The organism is Streptomyces sp. NPDC048337 (assembly GCF_043201175.1).
Taxonomy (GTDB): domain Bacteria; phylum Actinomycetota; class Actinomycetes; order Streptomycetales; family Streptomycetaceae; genus Streptomyces.
In genome coordinates, this window is sequence record NZ_JBICYR010000005.1 from 197,267 (window position 1) to 217,512 (window position 20,246).

16 protein-coding genes and 1 pseudogene are annotated in these 20,246 nt (G+C 73.4%); 7 read left to right on the forward strand and 10 right to left on the reverse strand.

The features are described from left to right. Window position 1 precedes the first annotated feature (1 nt). On the reverse strand, window positions 2–706 hold the full coding sequence (locus tag ACGFYU_RS10990; protein WP_393826964.1) for a succinate dehydrogenase cytochrome b subunit: 705 nt from the start codon (window positions 704–706) through the stop codon (window positions 2–4). 93 nt (window positions 707–799) lie between these two features. Here ACGFYU_RS10990 and ACGFYU_RS10995 point away from each other — a divergent pair, with 93 nt between their 5' ends. Beyond that, window positions 800–1,678, forward strand: coding sequence for a LysR family transcriptional regulator (locus ACGFYU_RS10995; RefSeq protein ID WP_393826965.1), 879 nt, complete (start codon window positions 800–802; stop codon window positions 1,676–1,678). A gap of 28 nt (window positions 1,679–1,706) precedes the next feature. Here ACGFYU_RS10995 and ACGFYU_RS11000 read toward each other — a convergent pair whose 3' ends face one another. Then, window positions 1,707–2,354: a TetR/AcrR family transcriptional regulator gene (locus tag ACGFYU_RS11000; protein WP_393826966.1), complete on the reverse strand. Its 648-nt coding sequence runs from the start codon at window positions 2,352–2,354 to the stop codon at window positions 1,707–1,709. Between the two features lie 77 nt (window positions 2,355–2,431). On the opposite strand from ACGFYU_RS11000, the gene ACGFYU_RS11005 reads away from it, so the two are divergent. Then, window positions 2,432–2,710 carry an FAD-dependent monooxygenase gene (locus ACGFYU_RS11005; protein WP_393826967.1) on the forward strand — a complete coding sequence of 93 codons (279 nt, stop codon included), beginning with the start codon at window positions 2,432–2,434 and terminating at the stop codon, window positions 2,708–2,710. A 67-nt stretch (window positions 2,711–2,777) separates the two neighbouring features. Here the strand turns inward: ACGFYU_RS11005 and ACGFYU_RS11010 are convergent, their stop codons facing one another. Both ACGFYU_RS11010 and ACGFYU_RS11015 read right to left on the reverse strand, forming a co-directional pair. Further along, complete coding sequence (locus tag ACGFYU_RS11010; RefSeq protein ID WP_393827141.1) at window positions 2,778–4,901, reverse strand: putative bifunctional diguanylate cyclase/phosphodiesterase; 2,124 nt, start codon at window positions 4,899–4,901, stop codon at window positions 2,778–2,780. Between the two features lie 128 nt (window positions 4,902–5,029). After that, a complete protein-coding gene (locus tag ACGFYU_RS11015; RefSeq protein ID WP_393827142.1) occupies window positions 5,030–5,860 on the reverse strand; it encodes an SAM-dependent methyltransferase in 831 nt (276 codons plus the stop codon). Between the two features lie 870 nt (window positions 5,861–6,730). Between ACGFYU_RS11015 and ACGFYU_RS11020 the strand changes: the two genes are divergently transcribed. The 3 genes from ACGFYU_RS11020 to ACGFYU_RS11030 all read left to right on the forward strand — a co-directional run bounded on the left by ACGFYU_RS11020 (window position 6,731) and on the right by ACGFYU_RS11030 (window position 8,457). Beyond that, window positions 6,731–6,856, forward strand: a complete 126-nt coding sequence (locus tag ACGFYU_RS11020; protein ID WP_393826968.1) for a hypothetical protein — start codon at window positions 6,731–6,733, stop codon at window positions 6,854–6,856. Window positions 6,857–6,904: 48 nt separating this feature from the next. After that, window positions 6,905–7,675, forward strand: a complete 771-nt coding sequence (locus ACGFYU_RS11025) for a hypothetical protein (protein WP_393826969.1) — start codon at window positions 6,905–6,907, stop codon at window positions 7,673–7,675. 203 nt (window positions 7,676–7,878) lie between these two features. After that, window positions 7,879–8,457, forward strand: coding sequence for a hypothetical protein (locus tag ACGFYU_RS11030; RefSeq protein ID WP_393826970.1), 579 nt, complete (start codon window positions 7,879–7,881; stop codon window positions 8,455–8,457). A 141-nt stretch (window positions 8,458–8,598) separates the two neighbouring features. Here ACGFYU_RS11030 and ACGFYU_RS11035 read toward each other — a convergent pair. Beyond that, a pseudogene (locus ACGFYU_RS11035) lies at window positions 8,599–9,078 on the reverse strand (hypothetical protein); the annotation flags it as partial. Window positions 9,079–9,440: 362 nt separating this feature from the next. On the opposite strand from ACGFYU_RS11035, the gene ACGFYU_RS11040 reads away from it, so the two are divergent. Further along, window positions 9,441–10,103, forward strand: a complete 663-nt coding sequence (locus tag ACGFYU_RS11040; RefSeq protein WP_393826971.1) for a class F sortase — start codon at window positions 9,441–9,443, stop codon at window positions 10,101–10,103. 2 nt (window positions 10,104–10,105) lie between these two features. Here ACGFYU_RS11040 and ACGFYU_RS11045 read toward each other — a convergent pair whose 3' ends face one another. From ACGFYU_RS11045 to lysX, 3 genes are all read right to left on the reverse strand, one after another. Continuing rightward, window positions 10,106–10,903 (reverse strand): hypothetical protein, encoded by a 798-nt coding sequence (locus tag ACGFYU_RS11045; RefSeq protein WP_393826972.1) that lies wholly within the window; start codon window positions 10,901–10,903, stop codon window positions 10,106–10,108. A gap of 173 nt (window positions 10,904–11,076) precedes the next feature. Beyond that, complete coding sequence (locus tag ACGFYU_RS11050; protein WP_393826973.1) at window positions 11,077–11,955, reverse strand: polysaccharide deacetylase family protein; 879 nt, start codon at window positions 11,953–11,955, stop codon at window positions 11,077–11,079. Between the two features lie 91 nt (window positions 11,956–12,046). After that, complete coding sequence (gene lysX, locus ACGFYU_RS11055; protein WP_393826974.1) at window positions 12,047–15,352, reverse strand: bifunctional lysylphosphatidylglycerol synthetase/lysine--tRNA ligase LysX; 3,306 nt, start codon at window positions 15,350–15,352, stop codon at window positions 12,047–12,049. A 60-nt stretch (window positions 15,353–15,412) separates the two neighbouring features. Between lysX and ACGFYU_RS11060 the strand changes: the two genes are divergently transcribed. Beyond that, window positions 15,413–15,874 (forward strand): universal stress protein, encoded by a 462-nt coding sequence (locus tag ACGFYU_RS11060; RefSeq protein ID WP_393826975.1) that lies wholly within the window; start codon window positions 15,413–15,415, stop codon window positions 15,872–15,874. Between the two features lie 24 nt (window positions 15,875–15,898). On the opposite strand, the gene ACGFYU_RS11065 is transcribed toward ACGFYU_RS11060, so the two are convergent. Next, window positions 15,899–19,315, reverse strand: coding sequence for a hypothetical protein (locus ACGFYU_RS11065; RefSeq protein ID WP_393826976.1), 3,417 nt, complete (start codon window positions 19,313–19,315; stop codon window positions 15,899–15,901). Beyond that, on the reverse strand, window positions 19,315–19,926 hold the full coding sequence (locus tag ACGFYU_RS11070; protein ID WP_393826977.1) for a hypothetical protein: 612 nt from the start codon (window positions 19,924–19,926) through the stop codon (window positions 19,315–19,317). The genes ACGFYU_RS11065 and ACGFYU_RS11070 overlap by 1 nt, the downstream gene beginning before the upstream one ends. Between the last annotated feature and the right edge of the window lie 320 nt (window positions 19,927–20,246).

Here is a 20,246-nt window from a genome sequence, read left to right on the forward strand (position 1 = left end):
GTCAGTTCACCACTCCGGTCATCACGGCGACGGGGACGGACACGAAGCCCGCGAAGAGGACGAGAGCGAGGGCGTTGGCCAGGAACTTCAGCGTGCGCTCGCGCCGGGCGCTGCCTGCGCCGAGGGTCTGGGCGGCGCTCCAGAAGCCGTGCCGGATGTGCAGGCCGAGGGCGGCCATCGCCACGATGTAGATGGTGTTCCCGTACCAGGTGGAGAAGGTGGCGAGGACGTTCTCGTACGGGTGGCCCGCCCAGGCGCGCTCGTTGACGGTGAGCGTGGTGAGGTCGAGCAGGTGCCAGACGATGAAGAGGGCGAGGATGATGCCGCCCCAGCGCATGGTGCGGGTGGCGTAGCTCGCGCGACGGCGCTTGTGGGCGTACTTGACCGGGCGGGCGAGCCGGCCGCGGCGGCTGAGCTGGTACGCGGACACGGCGTGGGCGACGACCGCGGCGAGGAGCACGACGCGGACGATCCACAGGGCCCACTCGTGGTGGAGGAAGGGCGAGCCGAGGGTGCGCAGCCAGTGGGCGTAGCCGTTGAACTCGTCCGCCCCGAAGAAGATCTTCAGGTTGCCGAGCATGTGCACGACGAGGTAGCCGAGCATGATCAGGCCGGAGACGGCCATCACGGACTTCTTGCCGACGGAGGAGTCCCAGAGCGTGCGCGTGGTGGACGGCCGTCGACCCGTCCGCGTTGCCAAAGCCATGACATCGACGGTAGGGACCAACGTCCCGAAAGGTCCAAGACATGATGGAGCTGATCTCGATAGGGCATGTCTATGAAGGCATATCCTGGGCGGATGCAGTTCCAACAACTCCTGTACTTCGTGGCGGTCGCCGAGACCCGGCACTTCACCCGGGCCGCGGAGCGGGTGCACGTGGCCCAGCCCTCGCTCTCCCAGCAGATCAAGGCGCTCGAGCGGGAGCTGGGAGCCGAGCTCTTCAGCCGGGCACGGGGCAACATCGCGCTGACGGACGCGGGCGAGGCCCTGCTTCCGCTGGCCCGGCGGATCCTGGCGGACGCGGACACGGCGCGGCTGGAGGTGCAGGAGCTGGCGCAGCTGCGGCGCGGGCGGGTCCGGCTGGGGGCCACGCCGAGCGTGTGCACGGGCCTGCTGCCGGACGCGCTGCGGGCCTTCCACGCCGCGCACCCGGGGATCGAGCTGCTGATCGAGGAGAGCGGTTCGCTCGACCTCGTACGGGAGTTGGCGCGCGGGGCGCTGGACCTGGCCCTGATCGCGCTGCCGCTGCCGCCCTCGGCTCCGGCGCTGACCACGGTGGAGCTGCTGACGGAAGACCTGGTGGTGGTCTCCTCGGCGGACCGGCCGGCGCCCGGCGGGGGCGGTGAGCTGACCATCTCCGGGCTGCGCGACGAGCCGATGGTGATGTTCCGGCACGGATACGACCTGCGGGAGCTGACCGTGACGGCCTGCCGCGCGGAGGGCTTCGAGCCGGTGTTCACGGTGGAGGGCGGCGAGATGGACGCGGTCCTCGGCTTCGTCCGGGCGGGGCTGGGTGTCGCGGTGGTCCCGGCGATGGTGGTCGACCGGGCCGGACCCGGCCTGCGGGCCACCCCGCTCGCCGGCTCCCCGCTGCGCCGCACGATCGCCCTGGCCCACCGTACGGACGTCGCTCCCCCGCGCGCGGCGCGCGAGCTGAAGCGGATGCTGGTGGGCTGACCGGGCCGGCGGGGCCGGGCCGGTCGGGTCAGGCGGCCGCGCGTATGGGCAACCCCCGGTCGAGCCCGCCCGCGAGCATCCCGAACGCGGTGTCCGCGTCGGCCACGGCCCCCGGGTGGACCTCGTCGGCGCTCCGGCCGGAATCGATCCGGCGGTAGTTCTCCCGGCCGAGCTCATGGCGGACGGTCACCAGGTGCAGCGCCGCGAGGCGTGCGGTGAGCGGCGGCACCGACTCGGCCTCCAGCGCGGCGGCGAGCAGTTCCACCTCGCGGGCGGTGTAGCGGGCGAGGCGGCTCTCCAGGCTGGCGGTGGAGTAGAGCAGCCGCTGGAAGGCGAGGACATCGGGGTGGTCGCAGAGCCCGGTGATCGGGTCCCGCCGGCCGAGGGCCTCCACGAAGTGCTCGTGCACGGCGCCGACCGGGCCCTGCCCCTCGGGCCGGTCCCGCACGATCCGCGCCGCTTCGTCCTGATGGTCGGCGAAGCGGTCCAGCACCAGGTCCTCCTTGCTGGGGAAGTACCGGAACAGCGTGGGTTTGGAGACCTCGGCCGCGGCGGCGACGTCCGCCACCGACACGGCGTCGAAGCCTCGTTCCAGGAAGAGTTCCAGCGCCGTGGCCGCCAGCAGGCGACGCGTACGGAGCTTCTTGTTCTCGCGCAGACCCGTCGTGTTGTCCATGCCTCACACCCTACCACAGATTCGTGACCGAGTTATTTTTTTAACCGAGTTGCTTTTTCTTGGCGGAGCCGCTTTCCTTGAGCGAGGGCCGGGCCTTCCTCGCCGGGGACGCGGCGCACGTCCACCCCATCGCCGGCGGGCTGGGCATGAACACCGGGATCCGGGACGCGGCAGCCCTCGGCCGGACCCTGGCCGCGGCCCTCTCCGGACCCGCGGGGGAGGACGCACTCGACGCGTACGGGGCGGAGCGCCTGCCGGTGGCCTCCGAGCTGCTGGCCGACACCTCCCGGCGGATGGAGCGGGTCATGGCGGCCGTCCGCGAGCCGGGCGTCGGGACGGAGGCCGGGCTGGAGTGAGCGGCGGGCCGCCCGCCGCCTGTGCGGCGACCGCGGGCGGCGGGCGGGCGGTGGTCGGGGTCCGCCCTCAGGAGGCGGTGGGAACCGCGTCCGAGAGGGAGAGGGTGTGGATCCGGTCGGGGGCGCCGGGGCGGGCGTAGTACCAGCCCTGGGCGGTGTCGCAGCCGAGGTCGCGCAGCTGGGCGGCCTGGGCGCCGGTCTCCACGCCTTCGACGGTGACGGCGAGTTCGAGGCTGTGGGCCAGGGCCACGATCCCCTCCACGATCTTGACGTCGACCGGGTCGGCCGGGCTCTGCTGCATGCCCTGCGTGAAGGAGCGGTCCAGCTTCAGGACGCTGACCGGAAGGCGGCGCAGGTTGGCCAGGTTCGAGTAGCCGGTGCCGAAGTCGTCGAGCGCGATGTCCACGCCCAGGGCGGCGAGCCTGCGCAGCGGTTCGAGGAGCTCGTCGTCGGCGCCTATCAAGGCCGATTCGGTGACCTCCAGGCACAGGGCGCCCGGGGCGAGGCCCGACTTCTCCAGCACGGCGACCGTGTCGGCGACCAGGCCGGGGTGGTGCAGCTGGGTCGGCGAGAGGTTGACGTTGATCCGGAGGGAGGAACCACCGTGCTGGCGCTGCCAGTTGCGGGCCTGGCGGACCGCCTCCTCCAGGACCCAGCGGCCGAGCGGCACGATCAGCCCGGTGCGCTCCGCGAGCGGAATGAAACGGTCCGGTCCGAGGACCCCGTACTGCGGGTGCGACCAGCGCACCAGCGCCTCGGCGCCGTGCACGCTGCCGTCGTGCATGTGGACCAGCGGCTGGTATTCGATGAAGAACTCGCCGCGCTCCAGCGCCGCCGGCAGGGCGTTGGTCAGTCCGTGCCGGGTGATGGCCCGGGCGTCGGCCTCGGCGTCGGCGAATTCGAAGCGGTTGCCGCCGGCCGCCTTGGCCCGGTACATGGTGATGTCGGCACTTCGGAGCACCTCCGCCGGGGTGCGTTCGCGGGCCGGGCCCTCGACGATGCCGATGCTGCCCCGGACCGAGAGCTCGCGGCCCTCCAGCCGGATCGGCGTGGACAGGGCGGACAGGATGCGGACCGCGAGGTCGGCCGCCTTCTGCTCGGTGTCGGGGCCGGTGGTCAGGGCGACGAACTCGTCGCCGCCGAGCCGGGCGACCACCTCGCCGGGGCCGGTCGCGCAGCTCTGCAGCCGGTCGGCGACCTCCACCAGCAGCCGGTCCCCCGCCGAGTGGCCGAGGCTGTCGTTGACCGTCTTGAAGCCGTCGAGGTCCAGGTAGCACAGGCCGAAGCGGCTGCCCCCGGCCCCGCTCAGGGCCTTCTCCAGCCGTTCGAAGAAGAGCGTCCGGTTGGGCAGTCCGGTCAGCGCGTCGTGGGTGGCCTCGTAGCGCAGGCGCAGGTTCAGCAGCCGGCGTTCGGTGGTGTCCTCCATCAGGGCCAGCTGGTACTGCGGCTTGCCCTCGGCGTCGCGCAGCAGCGACACCGTCAGGTTGGTCCACAGCACGGTGCCGTCGTGGCGGTAGTACGGCTTCTCCACGCGGTAGCTCTCCCGCTCGCCGCGCACCAGTTCGCCGTACATGCGCCAGACGTGCGGGGTGTCGTCGGGGTGCCCCCACTCGCTGACCTTGCGGCCGCGGACGTGCCCCTCCAGCCCGCCGAACATCTGCAGCAGCGCGTCGTTGACCTCCAGGATGTTGCCTTCGAGGTCGGCGATGCCGATGCCGACGGCCGCCCCCTCGAAGACCGCCCGGAAGCGCTCCTCGCTCGCGTGCAGGGCCTGCTGGGCGTCGCTGCGGGCGGTGAGCGTGGAGCGGGCGATGGCCTCCTGCTCGCTGAGGGTGCGCTCGCGCAGGGCCCGGGCGAACCCCGCGGCGATCCCGTGCTGGAGCCGGGCGCAGCGGGCCCGGTACTCCTCGGTGCCCTGCGCGCCGGAGCCGCAGTAGAGCACCAGGTACGACTCGATCACGCCGAGGGTGCCCGCCAGGGCCTCGGGGTCGGTGCAGTGCACGGCGACGAGCTCGGCGCCGACCTGCTGGCCGACGGCGGCGTCGAACGGCCGGGCGTGGAGGGCCTCGGCGAGGGTCCGGGTGAGCGGCACCAGGTGCCGCTCGAACTCGGTCCGCGTCAGCGAGGTCGCCGTGAAGGGGAAGATCGCCCGCCCCCAGATGGTCGCGAACCTGGCGATCCGGTCCTCCAGCCCGCCCTGCGGGGCCGCCGCGGGATCGGCTGCCGACGGCCCGCACGGAGCCGCCGCCGATTCGGGTTCGGGCGCGTCGGAGGGGGCCTCGGCGGCGTCCGGGGCGCCCGCCGTCTGTGCCGGGAGTCTCACGCCTTGCGTCCCACTCCCCCGAAGCCCGAGAAGGCGTACGGGTCCTCCTGCGCCTCGGCGTCCTCCGCGCCCTCGGCAAGGTCCGGGCGCCAGTCGGGCATGGACACGAGCCCGGGCTCCACCATCTCGAACCCGTCGAAGAAGCCGCGGATCTGCTCCCCGGTCCGCATGACGAGCGGGTTGCGGATGTCCCGGTAGACGCCGACGGCCCCGCCCGCGACCTCCTCCGAGAGCGGAATTCCCTCGTACGAGGCGTGCGTGAGGATCAGCAGGCTGCCGGGGGCCAGCGCATCGCGCAGCTCGGCCACGGCGGCGTACGGCTGGTCCGTGTCCTCCAGGAAGTGCAGGACGGCGACGAGCAGCAGCGCGACCGGGCGGTCGAAGTCGAGCAGCCGGCCGATCTCGGGCGCGGTCAGGATGTCCTTCGGCTTGCGCAGGTCGGCGGCGACGACGCCGGTGCGATCGCCGTCCGCGAGGACGGCCCGGCTGTGCGCGACGGCCACCGGGTCGTGGTCGACGTAGACCACGCGCGCCTCGGGGCTGGCGGCCTGGGCGACCTCGTGGACGTTGCCGAAGGTGGGGATGCCGGAGCCGATGTCCAGGAACTGGGTGACGCCCTCGGCGACGGCGTGCCGGACGGTGCGGCGCATGAATGCCCGGTTGGCCTGCATGATCTTGGGCAGGCCCGGCATGAATTCCATGGCACGGCGGGCCGCCTGGCGGTCGACCTCGAAATTGTGGGAGCCGCCCAGGTAGTAATCGTAGATGCGGGACACGCTCGGCACCGATATGTCGATACCTGGCGGGGCCCAGGCGGGGCGCTCCATCGAGGTCTCCAAGCCTTGATCCTACGGTGGTCCGTGCGGGGTCGGACTCCTGTCCGAGCCGAATGTACTGATCATTGCCCAACGGGGCGAGCAAAAGCGGAAATTGCCGATCCGTTCTTCGTCACACACCAAACGCGCCGGGCCCGCCCGCCAGGGCGATTGATCGATACCGACAAATCCCTTTTGGGAATTGCCCGGTGAGCGATCGGAGTCGTCGCACGACCGACCCTCGACTGGCTCAAACCTCCTGGGTTGGCACTCCACCCGTTCAGGCGAACCACGGCCGTCCCTCGCGTGCGCGGGCGCACGCGAGCCCATGATCCCCGGGTGAACAAAGCCTGTGCCAGGCGCCTGATGGTGCTTCCGGTCCTCTTGTGGGCAGCCCTGTCCGCCACCCCGGCCGTGGCTGATAGCTGCGCCTACGCGACGACCGGCTCCGGCGACGGCGCGGCCGCCGCCGCAGCGGTCGCGGTGGCCGGCGGCGGGGGCCGCGGAGGCGGTCCGGGTGGCGGACATCACGGCGACGACCACGCCGGCGGCCACGGAAGAGGGCACGGAGGAGGGCACGGAGGGGGCCGTCACGGCGGCCACCACTGCCCGCCCCCGCCTCCCCCGCCGTGCCCGCCGAAGCCGAAGCCGACCCCACCCCCGAAGCCCACGCCACCACCGCCGAAGCCCACCCCACCGCCCAAGCCCACCCCGCCACCACCGCCGCCACCCGAGCCGGCTCCGAAACCCGCACCGAAGCCCGTCCCCAAGCCCGCCCCGCCCGCTCCGGCCCCGCCGAAGCCGGCGCCCGCGCCGCCCCGGGTGTTCGAGGCACCCGCACCACCACCCGCGCCCGCCCCCGCGGCGGCGGCGCCGAAACCGGTGGCACGTCCGGCGTACCACGCCCCGGCCCGCAAGCCGGTCGAGCACCACGTCTCACCGGTGACCTTCACCCTGCTCACCGCGGCTCCGGCGGTGCTCGCGATCGTCGCGCTGCGCCCCCGCTAGTTCTTCGCTGGTTCTTCCGCCCCACCTGTGACCGATTTGGGAGTCATCTTGTCGGAATGGCTCGTCCTGTCCCTCGCGATGGCCGCGGCCTGTGCCGTGGTGCTGTCCATCGCCTTCTTCAACCACCGCAGGATCGGCGAGGACGACGATCCGAACGAAACCCCGGACGTCATCGAGTACATGACGATGATGATCGGCGTGATCTACGCGATCGTGCTGGGCCTGGCGATCGCCGGCGTCTGGGAGGGCCGCGGCGCGGCCCAGGAGTACGTGCGCCAGGAAGCGCAGGCCCTGCACGAGATCAGCACCCGCTCCGAGGTCTACCCGGTCGAGGTGCGCCGGAAGATCCGGTCCGATGTCGACGCGTACGTGACGTACGTGGTGGACACGGAGTGGAGGGTGATGGCCGACCACGGCGACCTGACGGACCGCAGCGGAGAGTTGCTGGAACGTATCCGCCGGGACGTCACCGACTACGTGCCGCAGACCGACCACGAGGGCCAGGCCTACCAGCCGCTGGTCGACCAGGTCGCGGCGGTCGACGACGCCCGCAGTGCGCGCGGCGAGAGCGCCGGGGCCACCATGCCCGGGGTGGTGTGGTTCGGGCTGATCACCGGCGCCCTGGTGACGGTGGGCCTGATCTTCACCCTCCAGATCCGGCGGTCGTTCCGGGAGATGCTGCTGGCGGGACTGTTCAGCGCGCTGATCGCCTTCCTGCTGTTCCTCATCTGGGACTTCGACGCGCCCTTCGGGCGCGGGATCGCGGCCACCGCGGAACCCTTCTTCGCCCAGTTCCCGCATCTGGGCCTGGACGACTGACGGCGCGGCCGTGCAGCCGGCCGGACCGGGCAAACCGGGGGCGGGCCTCCCGTCCCCGGTTCGGCCTACGGCCATGCCCCATTCGCCCGGTCCTGATCGCGGGTCGCCCCACCCGCACCTAGCGTGTCGGACATCGAGGCGCACGACCCCCCACGTGCGGAAACCGTTCCGCGGCTGCTCCTCGGGGATCCGGAGAATCAACCATGGGTGCGATACGTTCCTCCGCCACGGCCCTGCTGGGCGCCGGCGCCACGGGCGCCGTCCTCGCGCTCGGCGTCCTCGCCGCGCCCGCCGCGACCGCCGCCGAGGCCCAGGTCACCTCGTTCGGTTTCACCGTCACCCCGTCGACGGTCGCTCCCGGCGGCCAGACGGTGCTGTCCGTCACCGGCTGCAACGCGGCCTACGCCACCGCCTCCTCCGGGGTCTTCGACACCGTGAGCATCGCCCGCGGCCAGAGCGTACGGGTCACCATCGACCGGGACGCCCGGCGCGGGGCGGTGTACTCCGTCTCCTTCACCTGCAACGGGGAGACCGGCTCGGCCGACCTGACGATCGCCGGCGGCACGACCCGGCCGACCACGAGTTCCACCCGGGGGGCCACCGCTCCCCCGCGGAGCACCCCCACCAACGCCACTGCCCGGGGCGTCCAGGGCGGCCTCGGGGGCAGTGTGGCGGGAACGAACCCCGTCCAACTCGGTGCGGGCGCGGTCCTCCTCCTCACGGCCGTGGGCAGTACGGCGTACGTGGTGTGCCGCCGCGGAAGCGGCCGCCGTGGCCATTGAGCCGCCGTCCCGTCCCCCCACCCGACCACCTCGCCTTCCCCCCTCCCCAACCGCCGGGGGGGGGGGGGGGGGGCGGGGCGGCGGGGGGGGGGGCGCGGGGGGCGGGGGGGGGGGGCCGGCCCCCCCGCGGCCGCGGACCGGACGGCGGCGGCGCATCACGTGGGCGCCCGCGCCGAGGGCGGCGGCGCCGACGAGGCCGGCGCCGAGGGCGGTCTCGGTGGTGGACGGGCCGAAGGAACCGCCGATTCCACCCTGTGCGGGGTTGCCCTCCAGGATCGTGAAACGGTGCGTGGCGACCAGGCTGTTGTCGTTGCACTTGACCGACAGCGTGTGGTGACCGGGCGAGGCGTGGTTGAAGATCCGGACGGTGGCGAAACCGATCGACCCGGCGGAGAGATTGGCCGGCGGAAAGTTGCCCGGCGAGGTGACGGTACCGCCGTGCCCACAGCCCGACGCGCTCACCTGCATCACGGCTCCCTGGTGCACGGCGTACGGGTTGACCGAGATGTTGCTGGGACCGCCGCCCCCGCCCAACGGGGCGTTCGCGGAGGCGAAGGGGACACTGAGGCCGATCGCGGCGCAGGCTGCCGCCGTCACGGTAAGAGCGCGGAAAACACGCATGGTGGAACCTCCAGCGGGAAGCGCCCCGGAGCGTCGGCCCCGGATGATCGACGAGAACGCCTCCCACGTCGAACCCTCGGGTCGGCCCGCAAGCTCCGCATTTCCGCCTTTGGGCCGCCCGGTTGAGCGACACGCCGAAGCGCGGAACGCTGGGCTGACGGATCCGCAGGTCACGACCCGTCAGGCATTTATGTGACGATTACCTGGATGGGCGCACCTCTTCCGGCCCCTTCCGGGCCCCGCCACCCGTTCGCCCCTCCCCTCTCGCCGTCCTGCCGACGCAGCCTTAGCGTGCGTGAAGTAGGGCGTACAGGGGTGGGATGGAACGCGGGTCGGGACCCCCGCGTCGGGAAGGGAGAACGATGGGCGAGGACGAGACAGGGCAGTCGCGCAAACGCTCACCGTGGGGCGTACTCGCCCTGGTCATGCTCACGGGCCTCGCTATGGTGCGGAACGGTGTGGACATCGACGGCGGGCCGCCCCAGCCCACCGCGGCCTCGCGCGTCGCGGTGACGGCCGACCAGCTGCCGGCGGATCCGCCTACGCCGGCCGCGGACATGGACGTGCTGGAGCACTCGTCGGTGCAGCGCATCCGGATTCCCAACATCAACGTGGACGCGCCGGTGATGACGGTCGGGCTGGACGCGGAGGGCTGGATCGACGCCCCGCCGCCGCAGGACCGCAATCTGGCCGGCTGGTACCTCAACGGCATCTCGCCGGGCCAGCGCGGCTCGGCGGTGATCGTGGGCCACGTGGACAACGCGCAGGGCCCGGCGGTCTTCTACGGCCTGGGCTCGGTGAAGCCGGGCAATCACATCGAGGTGGAGCGGTACGACGGGCGCACAGCGGTGTTCGAGGTGTACGGCGTGGAGGTGTTCGCCAAGGACGCCTTCCCCGGAGCCCGGGTGTACGGGGACACCGGGCACGCCGAACTCCGGGTGATCACGTGCGGCGGCGGCTACTCGAAGGCCCGGGGCTACGACGGCAACGTGGTGGTCTTCGCCCGGATGGTGGAGACCCGCTGACGCTAGGGCATGTCCACGTGGTCGGCGGCGGAGTAGATCCAGGGTGTGGCGTCGGTTCCGTTGTGGGCCAGCCACCAGATGCCGTCCGCGCGGGGCGGGGTGGTGGTCGCGACGGTGCCGCCGCGGCCGGTGGTGAGGTCGGCGACGTACTCGTACCGGCTGCTGTCGTCGGCCTTGTGGACCAGTTGCAGCGGCAGCCCGGCGGGCGCGCCGGTGTAGCCGCCGTTGTCCCAGTCGGCGAGGGTCAGCCGGCCGACGATGCCCAACGGGTGGCCGGGGCGGGGTGGTTCGGGGAAGGCGTCGAAGGTGAGCTGGGCCTTGCGCTTGATCCGGATCCGGTCCAGGTCGAAGCGGGTGGTGATGCCTTCCCCGGTCTCGACGTTCCAGTCGTTCCCGGCGACCAGGGCCCACAACTTGTAGAGCCCGGCACGGCTGTTGGTGAGGCCCCCCGGGGCGGTCCGGACGGTGAAGGTGAACCGGCAGGTGGAGCGGTTCGGGTTCGCGGTGTGCGGCGTGCAGACGGTGGTGCCGGGCGGCGGGTCCACGTCGTCCAGCTGGGGTCCGGACTCGGGGACCAGGATCACCTCGGCGTCGGTGCGGCTGATGCCGGAGTCGTCCTCGGCGTCGAAGGTGACGAAGAAGGTACGGCTGTCGTCCGGGCCGAGGACGAGGTCGGAGGCGTGGATGGTGCCGCTCAGGATCCGCGGCGGGCTGGCGATGTCGGCCCGGGCGGCGGCCGCCGGGCCGAGGAGCAGGGCGAGGGTGGCGAGGACGGTGGCTGTGGCGACGGGCTTGCGCATGGGCCCTCCTGGCGGGTCCGGGTGCTGCGTTCCGGGACGTGGCACACCGTAGGGGTCCCCGGCCGAGCTGGGCAGGGGCCTGACCGGCGCCGGTGCGGAGTCCTGACGTTCGCAGCGGAATCGTTACGCCGCACCTACGACGCCCGGCACACCGGCGCCCCCGCGGACCGCGCTCAGCGCGGCGGCAGGATCATCCGGTAGCCCCGCGCGAGCAGTTGGGGCAGGTAGGAGGAGATCGCCTGGACACTCTGCGACCGGTTGCCGCCCGCGTCGTGCGACAGCACGATCACGCCCGACCCGGCGCCCTCCAGGACCCGGGAGACGATCGTGCCGGTCCCCGGCTCCTTCCAGTCCAGGGTGTCCACGGTCCAGGCGAGCGGCTCCATGCCCAGCTCCGCCCCGATCTCGAAGGCGGCCCGGTTCCAGGCCCCGTACGGCGCCCGGAACCACTCCGGCGCCTCCCCCACGGTCTGCTGTACGACCTCGCTCGTGCGGCCGATCTCGGAGGCGAGGCCGGGCCGGCTGAGCGTGGGGATCAGCGGATGGGTCCAGGTGTGGTTGCCGATGACGTGGCCCTCGGCGACCATCCGGCGCAGCAGGTCGCGGTTCTCGGAGGCCATCTCCCCGCAGACGAAGAACATGGCGCGCACCCCGTAGCGGGCGAGGGTGTCGAGGATCCCGGGGGTGTAGCGGGGGTCGGGGCCGTCGTCGAAGGTCAGGACCATGGCGCCGGCCGCGGACCCGTCGGCCGGGAGTTCCAGGATGGGGCGGGTCCGCACGGCCGGCTTCGCGGCACGCTGTCGGCCGGGGGCCTCGGCGGTCATCGGCCGTAGCCGGTACGACTTCTCGGCGGCCAACTCGTGGATCCTGCCGGGCGGTCCCGCCGCGGGGTTCGGGCCGGGAGCGCCGCCGGGGGCGCCCGGCGCGCCGGGGCGGCCCGCCACCCCGCCCTCGTCGCCCGCGTTGATCAGTCCGGCGGCGGCCGCGACCCCGAGGAAGACGGCGGCACGCAGGAGCACGCGTCGCCCTACTGTCGGCTCGTCATTTTTCATTATTACTACGTATCAACGACATCGCCGGAGATGTCGAGAGGCGCGGACGCGCCTCCTGCCCGTCACCCGCTCGGACCAGCCACGGAACGGATCAGCCGCGTCGCACCAGGGGGAACGGGAGCGTCTCGCGGATCGTCAGGCCCGTGAGGAACATGACGAGGCGGTCCACGCCGATGCCCAGGCCGCCCGTCGGCGGCATCGCGTACTCCAGCGCGTCCAGGAAGTCGTTGTCGAGTTCCATCGCCTCCGGGTCGCCGCCCGCCGCGAGCAGCGACTGCGCGGTCAGCCGGCGCCGCTGCTCGACCGGGTCGGTCAGCTCCGAGTAGGCGGTGCCCAGTTCGGTGCCGAAGGCGACCAGGTCCCAGCGCTCGGCGAGCCGCGGGTCCTCGCGGTGCTGCCGGGTGAGCGGGGAGACGTCGGTCGGGAAGTCCTTGTAGAAGGTGGGCAGCTTGGTGCGCTCCTCGACGAGGCGCTCGTACATCTCCAGGACCACGTCGCCGCGGGTGTCCTCGGGGGCGTGCGGGACCGAGGCCCGGTCGCACAGCCGCCGCAGCACGTGCTCCTCGGTGTCGGCGTCGACCTCCTCGCCGAGGGCCTCGCTGATCGCCCCGTACAGCGTCTTGACCGGCCAGGGCCCGGAGATGTCGTGGACGACGAGCTTCCCGTCCGGGCCCGCCTTGTGCGCGATCGGCGTGCCGAAGGCGGCCGTCGCCGCGCCCTGGATCAGCTCGCGGGTGAGGTCGAGCATCACGTCGTAGTCGGCGAAGGCCTGGTAGGCCTCCAGCATCGTGAACTCGGGGTTGTGCTTGTAGGAGACGCCCTCGTTGCGGAAGGTGCGGCCCATCTCGAAGACCTTCTCCATGCCGCCGACGCACAGCCGCTTGAGGTACAGCTCGGGCGCGATGCGCAGGTACAGGTCGAGGTCGTAGGCGTTGATGTGGGTGCGGAACGGCCGGGCGTTGGCGCCGCCGTGGATCTGCTGGAGCATCGGGGTCTCGACCTCCAGGTAGCCGCGGTCCAGCAGCCCCTGGCGCAGGGCCTGCACCGCGCTGGAGCGGGCCCGTACGACCTCCCGGGCCTCGGGGCTCGCGACGAGGTCGAGGTAGCGGCGCCGGACGCGGGCCTCCGGGTCAGCGAGACCCTTGCGCTTGTCGGGGAGGGGGCGCAGGCATTTGCCGGTGAGCTGCCAGTCCCGTACGACCAGGGACAGCTCGCCGCTCTTGCTGGCGCCGACCTCCCCGCTCGCGACGACGTGGTCGCCGAAGTCGACCTGGGAGGTGAAGGAGTCCATGACCGCGGCGCCGGTCTCGTCGCGGGTGAGCATCAGCTGTATGTCCCCGGACCAGTCGCGCAGGACGGCGAAGAGCACGCCGCCGAGGTCGCGCACGAGCATCACGCGCCCGGCCAGGGTGGCCTCCTCGCCGGAGCGGGAGCCGGCCGGGTGGTCGGGGTGCGCGGCCTTCAGCCGGGCCACGGTGTGGGTGCGCTGCCGGATGCCGACCGGGTACGGGTCGGTGCCGCCGGCCCGGATGCGGTCCAGCTTGTCGTGGCGGACGCGGACCTGTTCGGGCAGCCGTTCGGCCCGGGAGACGGCCTCGGCCTCCTCGCCGACGGCGTCCAGGCCCAGGGAGTCGATGGAGGGCAGTCCCTCGGTGGTGGCGGGAGCGGTGAGGCCCTTGGGGTGGCCGTTGCCCCACAGGGTGCGCAGGCTGGGTACGGAGACGAAGCCCTCGGCGATGCCGGAGGCGAGGCTGACCCGGGCGAGCGAGCCGGCGTCCTGGTAGCAGAGGAACCTCGGGTACCACTCGGGGCCGTACTTGACGTTCGAGCGGTACAGCGCCTCCAGCTGCCACCAGCGGGAGAAGAAGAGCAGCAGCTTGCGCCACAGCTTGAGGACGGGGCCGGCGCCGATCCGGCCGCCCTCCTCGAAGGCGGAGCGGAACACGGCGAAGTTGAGGGAGATCCGGCGGACGCCCAGCCCCGGGGAGGCGGCGCACAGCTGGGCGACCATGAACTCCATGACCCCGTTGGGGGCGGCGCGGTCGCGGCGCATCAGGTCGAGGGAGATGCCGTCCTTGCCCCAGGGGACGAAGGAGAGCAGGGCGATCAGCTCGCCCCGGTCGTCGAAGGCCTCGACGAGCAGGCAGTCCCCGTCGGCGCGGTCGCCGAGCCGGTCCAGGGCCATGGAGAAGCCGCGTTCGGTCTCGGTGTCGCGCCACCTGTCGGCCCGGTCCACGATCATCTGCATCTCGTCCTCGGAGAGGGCGGAGTGGCGGCGGATGACGGTGGTGGCTCCGGTGCGCTTGACCCGGTTGACGGCCTGGCGGGTGACGCGCATGTCGCGGCCGTCGAGGTCGAAGTGGGCCACGTGCAGGATGGCCTCGTCGCCGAGTTGGAGGGCGCTGAGTCCGGAGCGGGCGTAGGCGGTGGCGCCCTCCTCGGAGGCGCCCATGACGGCGGGCTGCCAGCCGTAGCGGCGGGCGACGGTCAGCCAGGCGTCGATGGCGGGGGTCCAGGCGGCGGGGTCGCCGACCGGGTCGCCGCTGGCGAGGCAGACGCCGGCTTCGACGCGGTAGGTGACGGCCGCCTTGCCGTTGGGGGCGAAGATGACGGCCTTGTCGCGGCGGGTGGCGAAGTAGCCGAGGGAGTCGTTGCGTCCGTAGGCGCCGAGGAGGGCCCGGATGCGGGGCTCCTCGTCCCCGTGCAGGGCGGCGGTCAGGCGCTGGGAGCGGAAGAGGGTGGCGGCGGCGTTCAGCAGGGCAAGGGCGCCGAAGAGGCCGAGCAGGAAGTACAGGAAGCGGGGCGGGCGGCCGTCGAACTGCCGGGCGGAGAAGAGGCCGCCGAACACCTGCTTGGCGGCCCAGTCCAGCCACTGGCCCCTGGGCAGGGTGCCGGGGAAGAGCGCGACGAGGCCCCAGCCGAGGAGGACGGCCGCGAGCAGGCCGGTGCCTAGCACGATCATGGCCCGCCAGAGGGCGCCGGGCCGGGAGGCCGCGTAGAACTCCGTGCGGGCGGCGATCAGTACGGCCATGGCGGCGACGGCGACGGCCATGGAGGGGACGCCGACCCAGTAGTCGCCGTCGGCCATGGTCAGGACGTCGACGAGGATCAGCAGGGCCAAATAGGTGACGACGATCCACCAGGCGACCTTCTTGCGGGTGCCGAGGGCGGCGGCGAGGAGGAAGAGGAAGACGGCGTAGGCGAGGTTGGCGCTGACCGGGACGACGATGAGGTCCAGGAAGCGCACGACGGGCCGCAACAGCCTGCGCAGGGTCGGGGAGAGCGCCAGCAGAGCGCAGAGCAGGCCGAGCGTTCCGAAGAACGCGCCGAATCCGTCGGGAACCCGGTTCAGGAAGCGGTTACGGGTTCCGCGCGTCTCCTCCACGGTGGCACTCATGGTTCGCACTGTAGGGAGGGCGGCGACCGTCCGCGCGCCGAGCGGGATAGCCTCGGAAGGGTGACGGAGCACGTGAACACGGGATTCGAACGCGGTACCGACGGCCCGAAGGTGATCCTGGCCGGAGTGGACGGATCGGAGTCCTCGCTACGGGCCGCGGCCTACGCGGCGGGGCTGGCCCGGCGGCAGAACGCGCTGCTGGCGCTGGTGTACGTCCAGCCGGTGATGCCAGCCGGGGCCTCGCTGGGCGCGCCGGTGGCCGACACCACCGGGGAGATCGCGGAGGGGCTGGTGGCCGAGATCCGCGAGTCGGCGGAGCGGCTCAAGGGCATCTACGAGGTCCGCTGGCAGTTCCACACCTTCCGCGGCGACCCGTACGCGGGCCTGGTGAGCGCGGCGGAGGAACTGACGGCGGACGCCGTGGTCGTCGGCGCCTCCGAACAGGCCGGACACCGCATCGTGGGCTCGGTGGCGATCCGTCTGGTCAAGGCGGGCCGCTGGCCGGTCACCGTCGTGCCGTAGGCAGCCGGCAGGCCGGCGCGGGGTTCATTCCCGGAGGATGCCGCGCACCAGGGTGTGCAGGGCTTCGGCGTCGGTGCGGGCGAGGTCCGCGATCAGAGCCGCGTCGAACGACAGGGCCAGCGCTTCCACGAGGAAGCCGCTGCTGCCGGTGGCACGGGATATCCCCGCGAGGGCGCGTGCCCGGTGCCCGGGGTCGGCGAGGGTGCGGGCGAGGTCGACGGCCCGGGCCGGGTCGCCCGACGCGGCGAGTGCCACGGCGACGGCGCCGCGTGCCGCCTGCCGCTGCTTTGGGGCGAGGATTTCGGCGAGTTCGAGCGCGGCGTCGTGGTTCCCGGCCCGCGCCGCGGCCGCGGCGATGACCGCGAGCGCCTCGGCCCGGTAGTCGTCGTCGGCGATGGTGCCGGCCAGCTCCAGCGATGCGCCGTGTTCTCCGGCCCCGGCCAGCACGCCGGCGATGCCCGCGAGGGCCTCGGCCATCAGCTCGGCGGAGGGGATGGTCCCGGCGAGCTCGACCGCCGCGTCGAGGTCCCCGGCTTCCGCCATGGCCCGGGCGATGTCCCCGAGCGTCCGCGCCTGGAGGACCGGGAAGGTGAGGTTCCGGGCGTACGTGATCGCCGTGTCGTGGTCGCCTCTCTCCGCGAGCGCCACGGCGATGCCCGCGGCCGCCTCCTGCTGCTGCACGGGAGGGGCGAGCCTGTCGGCGAGTGCGAGCGCCCCGTCATGGTTCCCGGCCCGCGCCGTCTCGGCTGCGATGCGGGCGATGGTGCGGCCCTGCCACGAGGGGATGGTGATCAGGCGGGCGAGTTCGACGGCCGCGGGCTGCTTCCCGGCCTCGGCCAGGGACCGGGCGATGTCCTCGAACGCCCAGTCCCGGGGGTCCGGATGGGTGATCGCGCGGGCGAGCCCGATCGCCGCGTCGTGCCCTCCGGCTTCCGCCAGCGCCCTGGCGATCTCCGAGAGGGCCCAGGCCCGTTCCTCCTCGTGCGCGATGGTACGGGCCAGGGCGGCGGCGGAGGCGACCAGTTCGGCGGCATCCAGCGCCACGTCCGCCGCCGCGGCCGCAGTGATGGCGACCGACAGGACGTGCAGCTGGTGGGCGGCGGCGCTGCTGTGGGCGAGGCGGGCGGTGGTTTCGGCGAGGTGTTCGGCGTCCGCCGCGTTTCCCGCTTCGGCGATCGTCTCGGCGAGGCTTCCGAGCACGTCGAGGTCGGTGATCTCGCGGGCGAGCCGGACGGCCGGACCGGGGTGGCCCGCTCGCGCCGTGGCCATGGCGACCTGGGCGAACGCCCGGGCCCGCTCGTCGGCGTCCGTGAGGGTGCGGGCGAGTTCCGTCGCCCCTTCGTGGTCCCCGGCTTCCGCCATCGCCCTGGCGATCGCGGTGAGGGCCCGGCCCTGCTGTTCGCGGTGGCCGATGGCACGGGCGAGCTCCACCGCCCCGCCGAAGTCCCCGGTGCCCGCCATGGCCCGGGCGATGTCCGCGTACGCCCAGGCCTGCTGCTCGGGAGGGCCGATCGTACGGGCGAGCCCGACCGCCGCGTCGAAATCCCCCGCCGCCGCCAGCGCCCAGACGATGTCCGCGAGCGCCCAGGCCTGCTGCTCGGGAGGGCCGATCGTACGGGCGAGCCCGACCGCCCCGTCGAAATGGCCCGCCCCCGCCAGCGCCGCGGCGATGCCGGTGAGGGCCTGCGCCTGCTGATCGGGAGGGGTGAGGGTACGGGCGAGCGCGACGGCCGCGCCGTGATCCCCGGCTTCCGCCATGGCCACGGCGATGCCGCCGAGCGCCCGGGCCTGCTGCCCGGGGTCGATGACGGTGCGGGCCAGGTCGACCGCCCCGCCGTGGTCCCCCTCCCCCGCCATGGTCCAGGCGATACCGGTGAGTGCCACGGCCTGCTGTCCGGGATCGCTGACGGTGCGGGCCAGCGTGACCGCGCCGCCGCAATCCCCGCCCGCCGCCATCGCGTTGGCGATGCTCGTGAGCGCCCGGGCCTGCTGCTCGGGATCGGCGACGCTCCCGGCGACCTCGACGGCGGCGGCGTACTCCCCTGCCGCCCCCATGGCCACGGCGATGCCGGTGAGGGCCTGCGCCCGCTGCTCGGCATCGGTGAGGGAGTGGGCGATCCGGTTCGCGTGGGCCCATTGGGAATCGGCGGCCAGCGCCTGGGCGATCTCCGCCAGCGCCCTCGACCGCCGTTCGGGGGCGGTGAGGGCATGGGCCGCGTCGATGACCAACCCGGTGGCCTCGGCCGTGGTTCCGGCCGCGGTCAGCAGGGAGCCGAGCAGGGTCTGCCCCGGTGTCTGCGGCGGGTGACTGCGCTGGGTGGCGGCGATGACGGCCCGGCGCAGGTGCCCCAGGCGGGCCCAGGTGGTGATGACGCCGGTGGGAAGGACGTCGGCGGTGTGCTGCAGGCTGTCGCGGCGGTAGGCGAGCTGGGCGCAGCGGGTGAGGTCCGGGTCGGGTGTGGCGAGGTGCAGGCGGAAGGCGTCGGCGATCTCGATGAAGGCCTGGCTGTCGGTGCCGGTCGTCTGCCACAGGCGTTCGTGGCGGGTGCGGTCGGTGGCCAGTTCGGTGAGGCGTGCGGTGTCCGCGAGCTCGCCCAGCATCTGGGGGTAGCCGGTCAGGAGGTACTCGGCGGTGTCCGGCGGCCAGTCGCTGCGGCGGGCACGGTCGGCCCAGGCGTGCAGGCGGGCCCGGTATCCGTCCAGCTCGGCGGGGTCGAGCAGGCTGCGCGCGCCGGTGAGGAGGTCCTGGTGGGCGAAGGAGTAGAGGGTGTGCGGCCTGCCGTCGGTGTCGGCGGCCCATTGGGCGGGACGGTGCTGGAAGGCCCGTCCGGTGCTGCCGCCGAGGACGAGTTCGATGCGGCGCCGGGCCGTGGCGCTGAGGTGGGCGAGGTCGGCGGGGCTGAGGCCGCCGCCGGCGGCGGCGGTCAGGCCGACGAGTTCGAGACTGAGTCCGCCCGAGGCGATGAGGGCTTCGAGGTTGCGTTCGGCGTCGGCGCGCACCGCCTGGGCCGCGGGTGAGACGGCGAGGGGGTGGTCGATGGCGGTCGTCAGCAGCGGGCCGGCCAGGACGTCGGCGGGGACGGGCGGGTGGGGGCGGCCGGCGACGATGATCCGCAGGCCGGCGGGTGGCGTGTGGGGCAGGCAGGCGGCGATGCTGTGGCCGCCGACGGCGGTGGGGATGCCCGTGTCCTCGTCCATGCCGTCCACGACGAGCACGAGGCGGCGCCCGGCCGCGCGGGATTGGGCGGCGGCCCGTTCGAGGGCGTCGAGGAATCCGCCGGGGGCGGTGCAGTCGACGTCGTCGTCCTGGAGGCAGGCGCGGAGCTGCCCTTCCAGGGTGGTGAGGAAGGCGGTGCGGTCGGCGCGGCCGGCCATGCGGGCGGTGATGAAGAAGGCGAGGACGTCGACGCCGTCGGGCGGGTGCAGGACGAACTGGGCCATCAGCGCGGTCTTCCCAGCCCAGGCGGGCCCGAGCCACCGCCAGTACCCACCGTGGCCGCCATGGCCGCTGTGCCCATCGTGCCCGCCTTGACCGCCGTCACCGCCGTCACCGCCGTCACCGCCGTCACCGCCGTGGCCATCGTGCCCGCCATGGCCGCTGTGCCCATCGTGCCCGCCATGGCCGCCGTGCCCGCCTTGACCGCCGTCACCGCCGTGGCCATCGTGCCCGCCTTGACCGCCGTCGCCGCAATGGCCGCCATGGCCGCCATGGCCGCCATGGCCGCCGTGCTCGCCATGCCCGCCGTGCTCGCCATGGCCGCCGTCGCCGCCGCGACCGCCGTCGCCGCCGTGGCCATCGTGGCCGCCGTGGCCGCCGTGGCCGCCGTGGCCGCCGTGGCCATCGTGCCCGCCATGCCCGCCATGCCCGCCGTGCCCATCGTGCCCGCCATGGCCGCCGTGGCCACCGTGCCCGCCATGCCCGCCGTCGCCGCCGTCGCCGCCGTGGCCGCCGTGCCCGCCATGCCCGCCATGCCCGCCATGCCCGCCATGGCCTGTATACCCGTCGGGCTCGGCACACCCGCCGGGCTCGGCATGCCCGCCGGGCTCGGCATGCCCGCCGGGCTCGGCGCACCCGTCAGGCTCGGTACACCCGTAGGGTTCGGTATCGGGGGCCGTCGCGAAGGCGGCCATGGCGGCCAGTTCCTCCTCGCGGCCCTCGAAGCGGGACGTGGCCGCGAGGTGGCGGACTTCCCGCCAGTAGGCCGACCGCGGGGGCCGGGCCGGGCGGCCGAGGACGACATCGCCGTCGATGCGGATGCGGTTGCCGTCGCCGCTGACGCCCAGTGCGATCGAGCCGCCGGCCGCGATCGAGTGTTCGCCGCCGGCCAAGGGCGTGGGCGTGGCCGTGGGCCCCTCCGGCGGGAGCGGGGGC

Bases quoted from the DNA above. Each gene is read 5' to 3' on its own strand.
- ACGFYU_RS11065 (WP_393826976.1), bottom strand. From the start codon at position 19,315: ATGGCCCAGTTCGTCCTGCACCCGCCCGACGGCGTCGACGTCCTCGCC.
- ACGFYU_RS11015 (WP_393827142.1), bottom strand. From the start codon at position 5,860: ATGGAGCGCCCCGCCTGGGCCCCGCCAGGTATCGACATATCGGTGCCG.
- ACGFYU_RS10990 (WP_393826964.1), bottom strand. From the start codon at position 706: ATGGCTTTGGCAACGCGGACGGGTCGACGGCCGTCCACCACGCGCACG.
- ACGFYU_RS11045 (WP_393826972.1), bottom strand. From the start codon at position 10,903: ATGCGCAAGCCCGTCGCCACAGCCACCGTCCTCGCCACCCTCGCCCTG.
- ACGFYU_RS11000 (WP_393826966.1), bottom strand. From the start codon at position 2,354: ATGGACAACACGACGGGTCTGCGCGAGAACAAGAAGCTCCGTACGCGT.
- ACGFYU_RS10995 (WP_393826965.1), top strand. From the start codon at position 800: ATGCAGTTCCAACAACTCCTGTACTTCGTGGCGGTCGCCGAGACCCGG.
- ACGFYU_RS11050 (WP_393826973.1), bottom strand. From the start codon at position 11,955: ATGAAAAATGACGAGCCGACAGTAGGGCGACGCGTGCTCCTGCGTGCC.
- lysX (WP_393826974.1), bottom strand. From the start codon at position 15,352: ATGAGTGCCACCGTGGAGGAGACGCGCGGAACCCGTAACCGCTTCCTG.
- ACGFYU_RS11040 (WP_393826971.1), top strand. From the start codon at position 9,441: ATGGGCGAGGACGAGACAGGGCAGTCGCGCAAACGCTCACCGTGGGGC.
- ACGFYU_RS11030 (WP_393826970.1), top strand. From the start codon at position 7,879: ATGGGTGCGATACGTTCCTCCGCCACGGCCCTGCTGGGCGCCGGCGCC.
- ACGFYU_RS11070 (WP_393826977.1), bottom strand. From the start codon at position 19,926: ATGCCGAGCCCGGCGGGCATGCCGAGCCCGGCGGGTGTGCCGAGCCCG.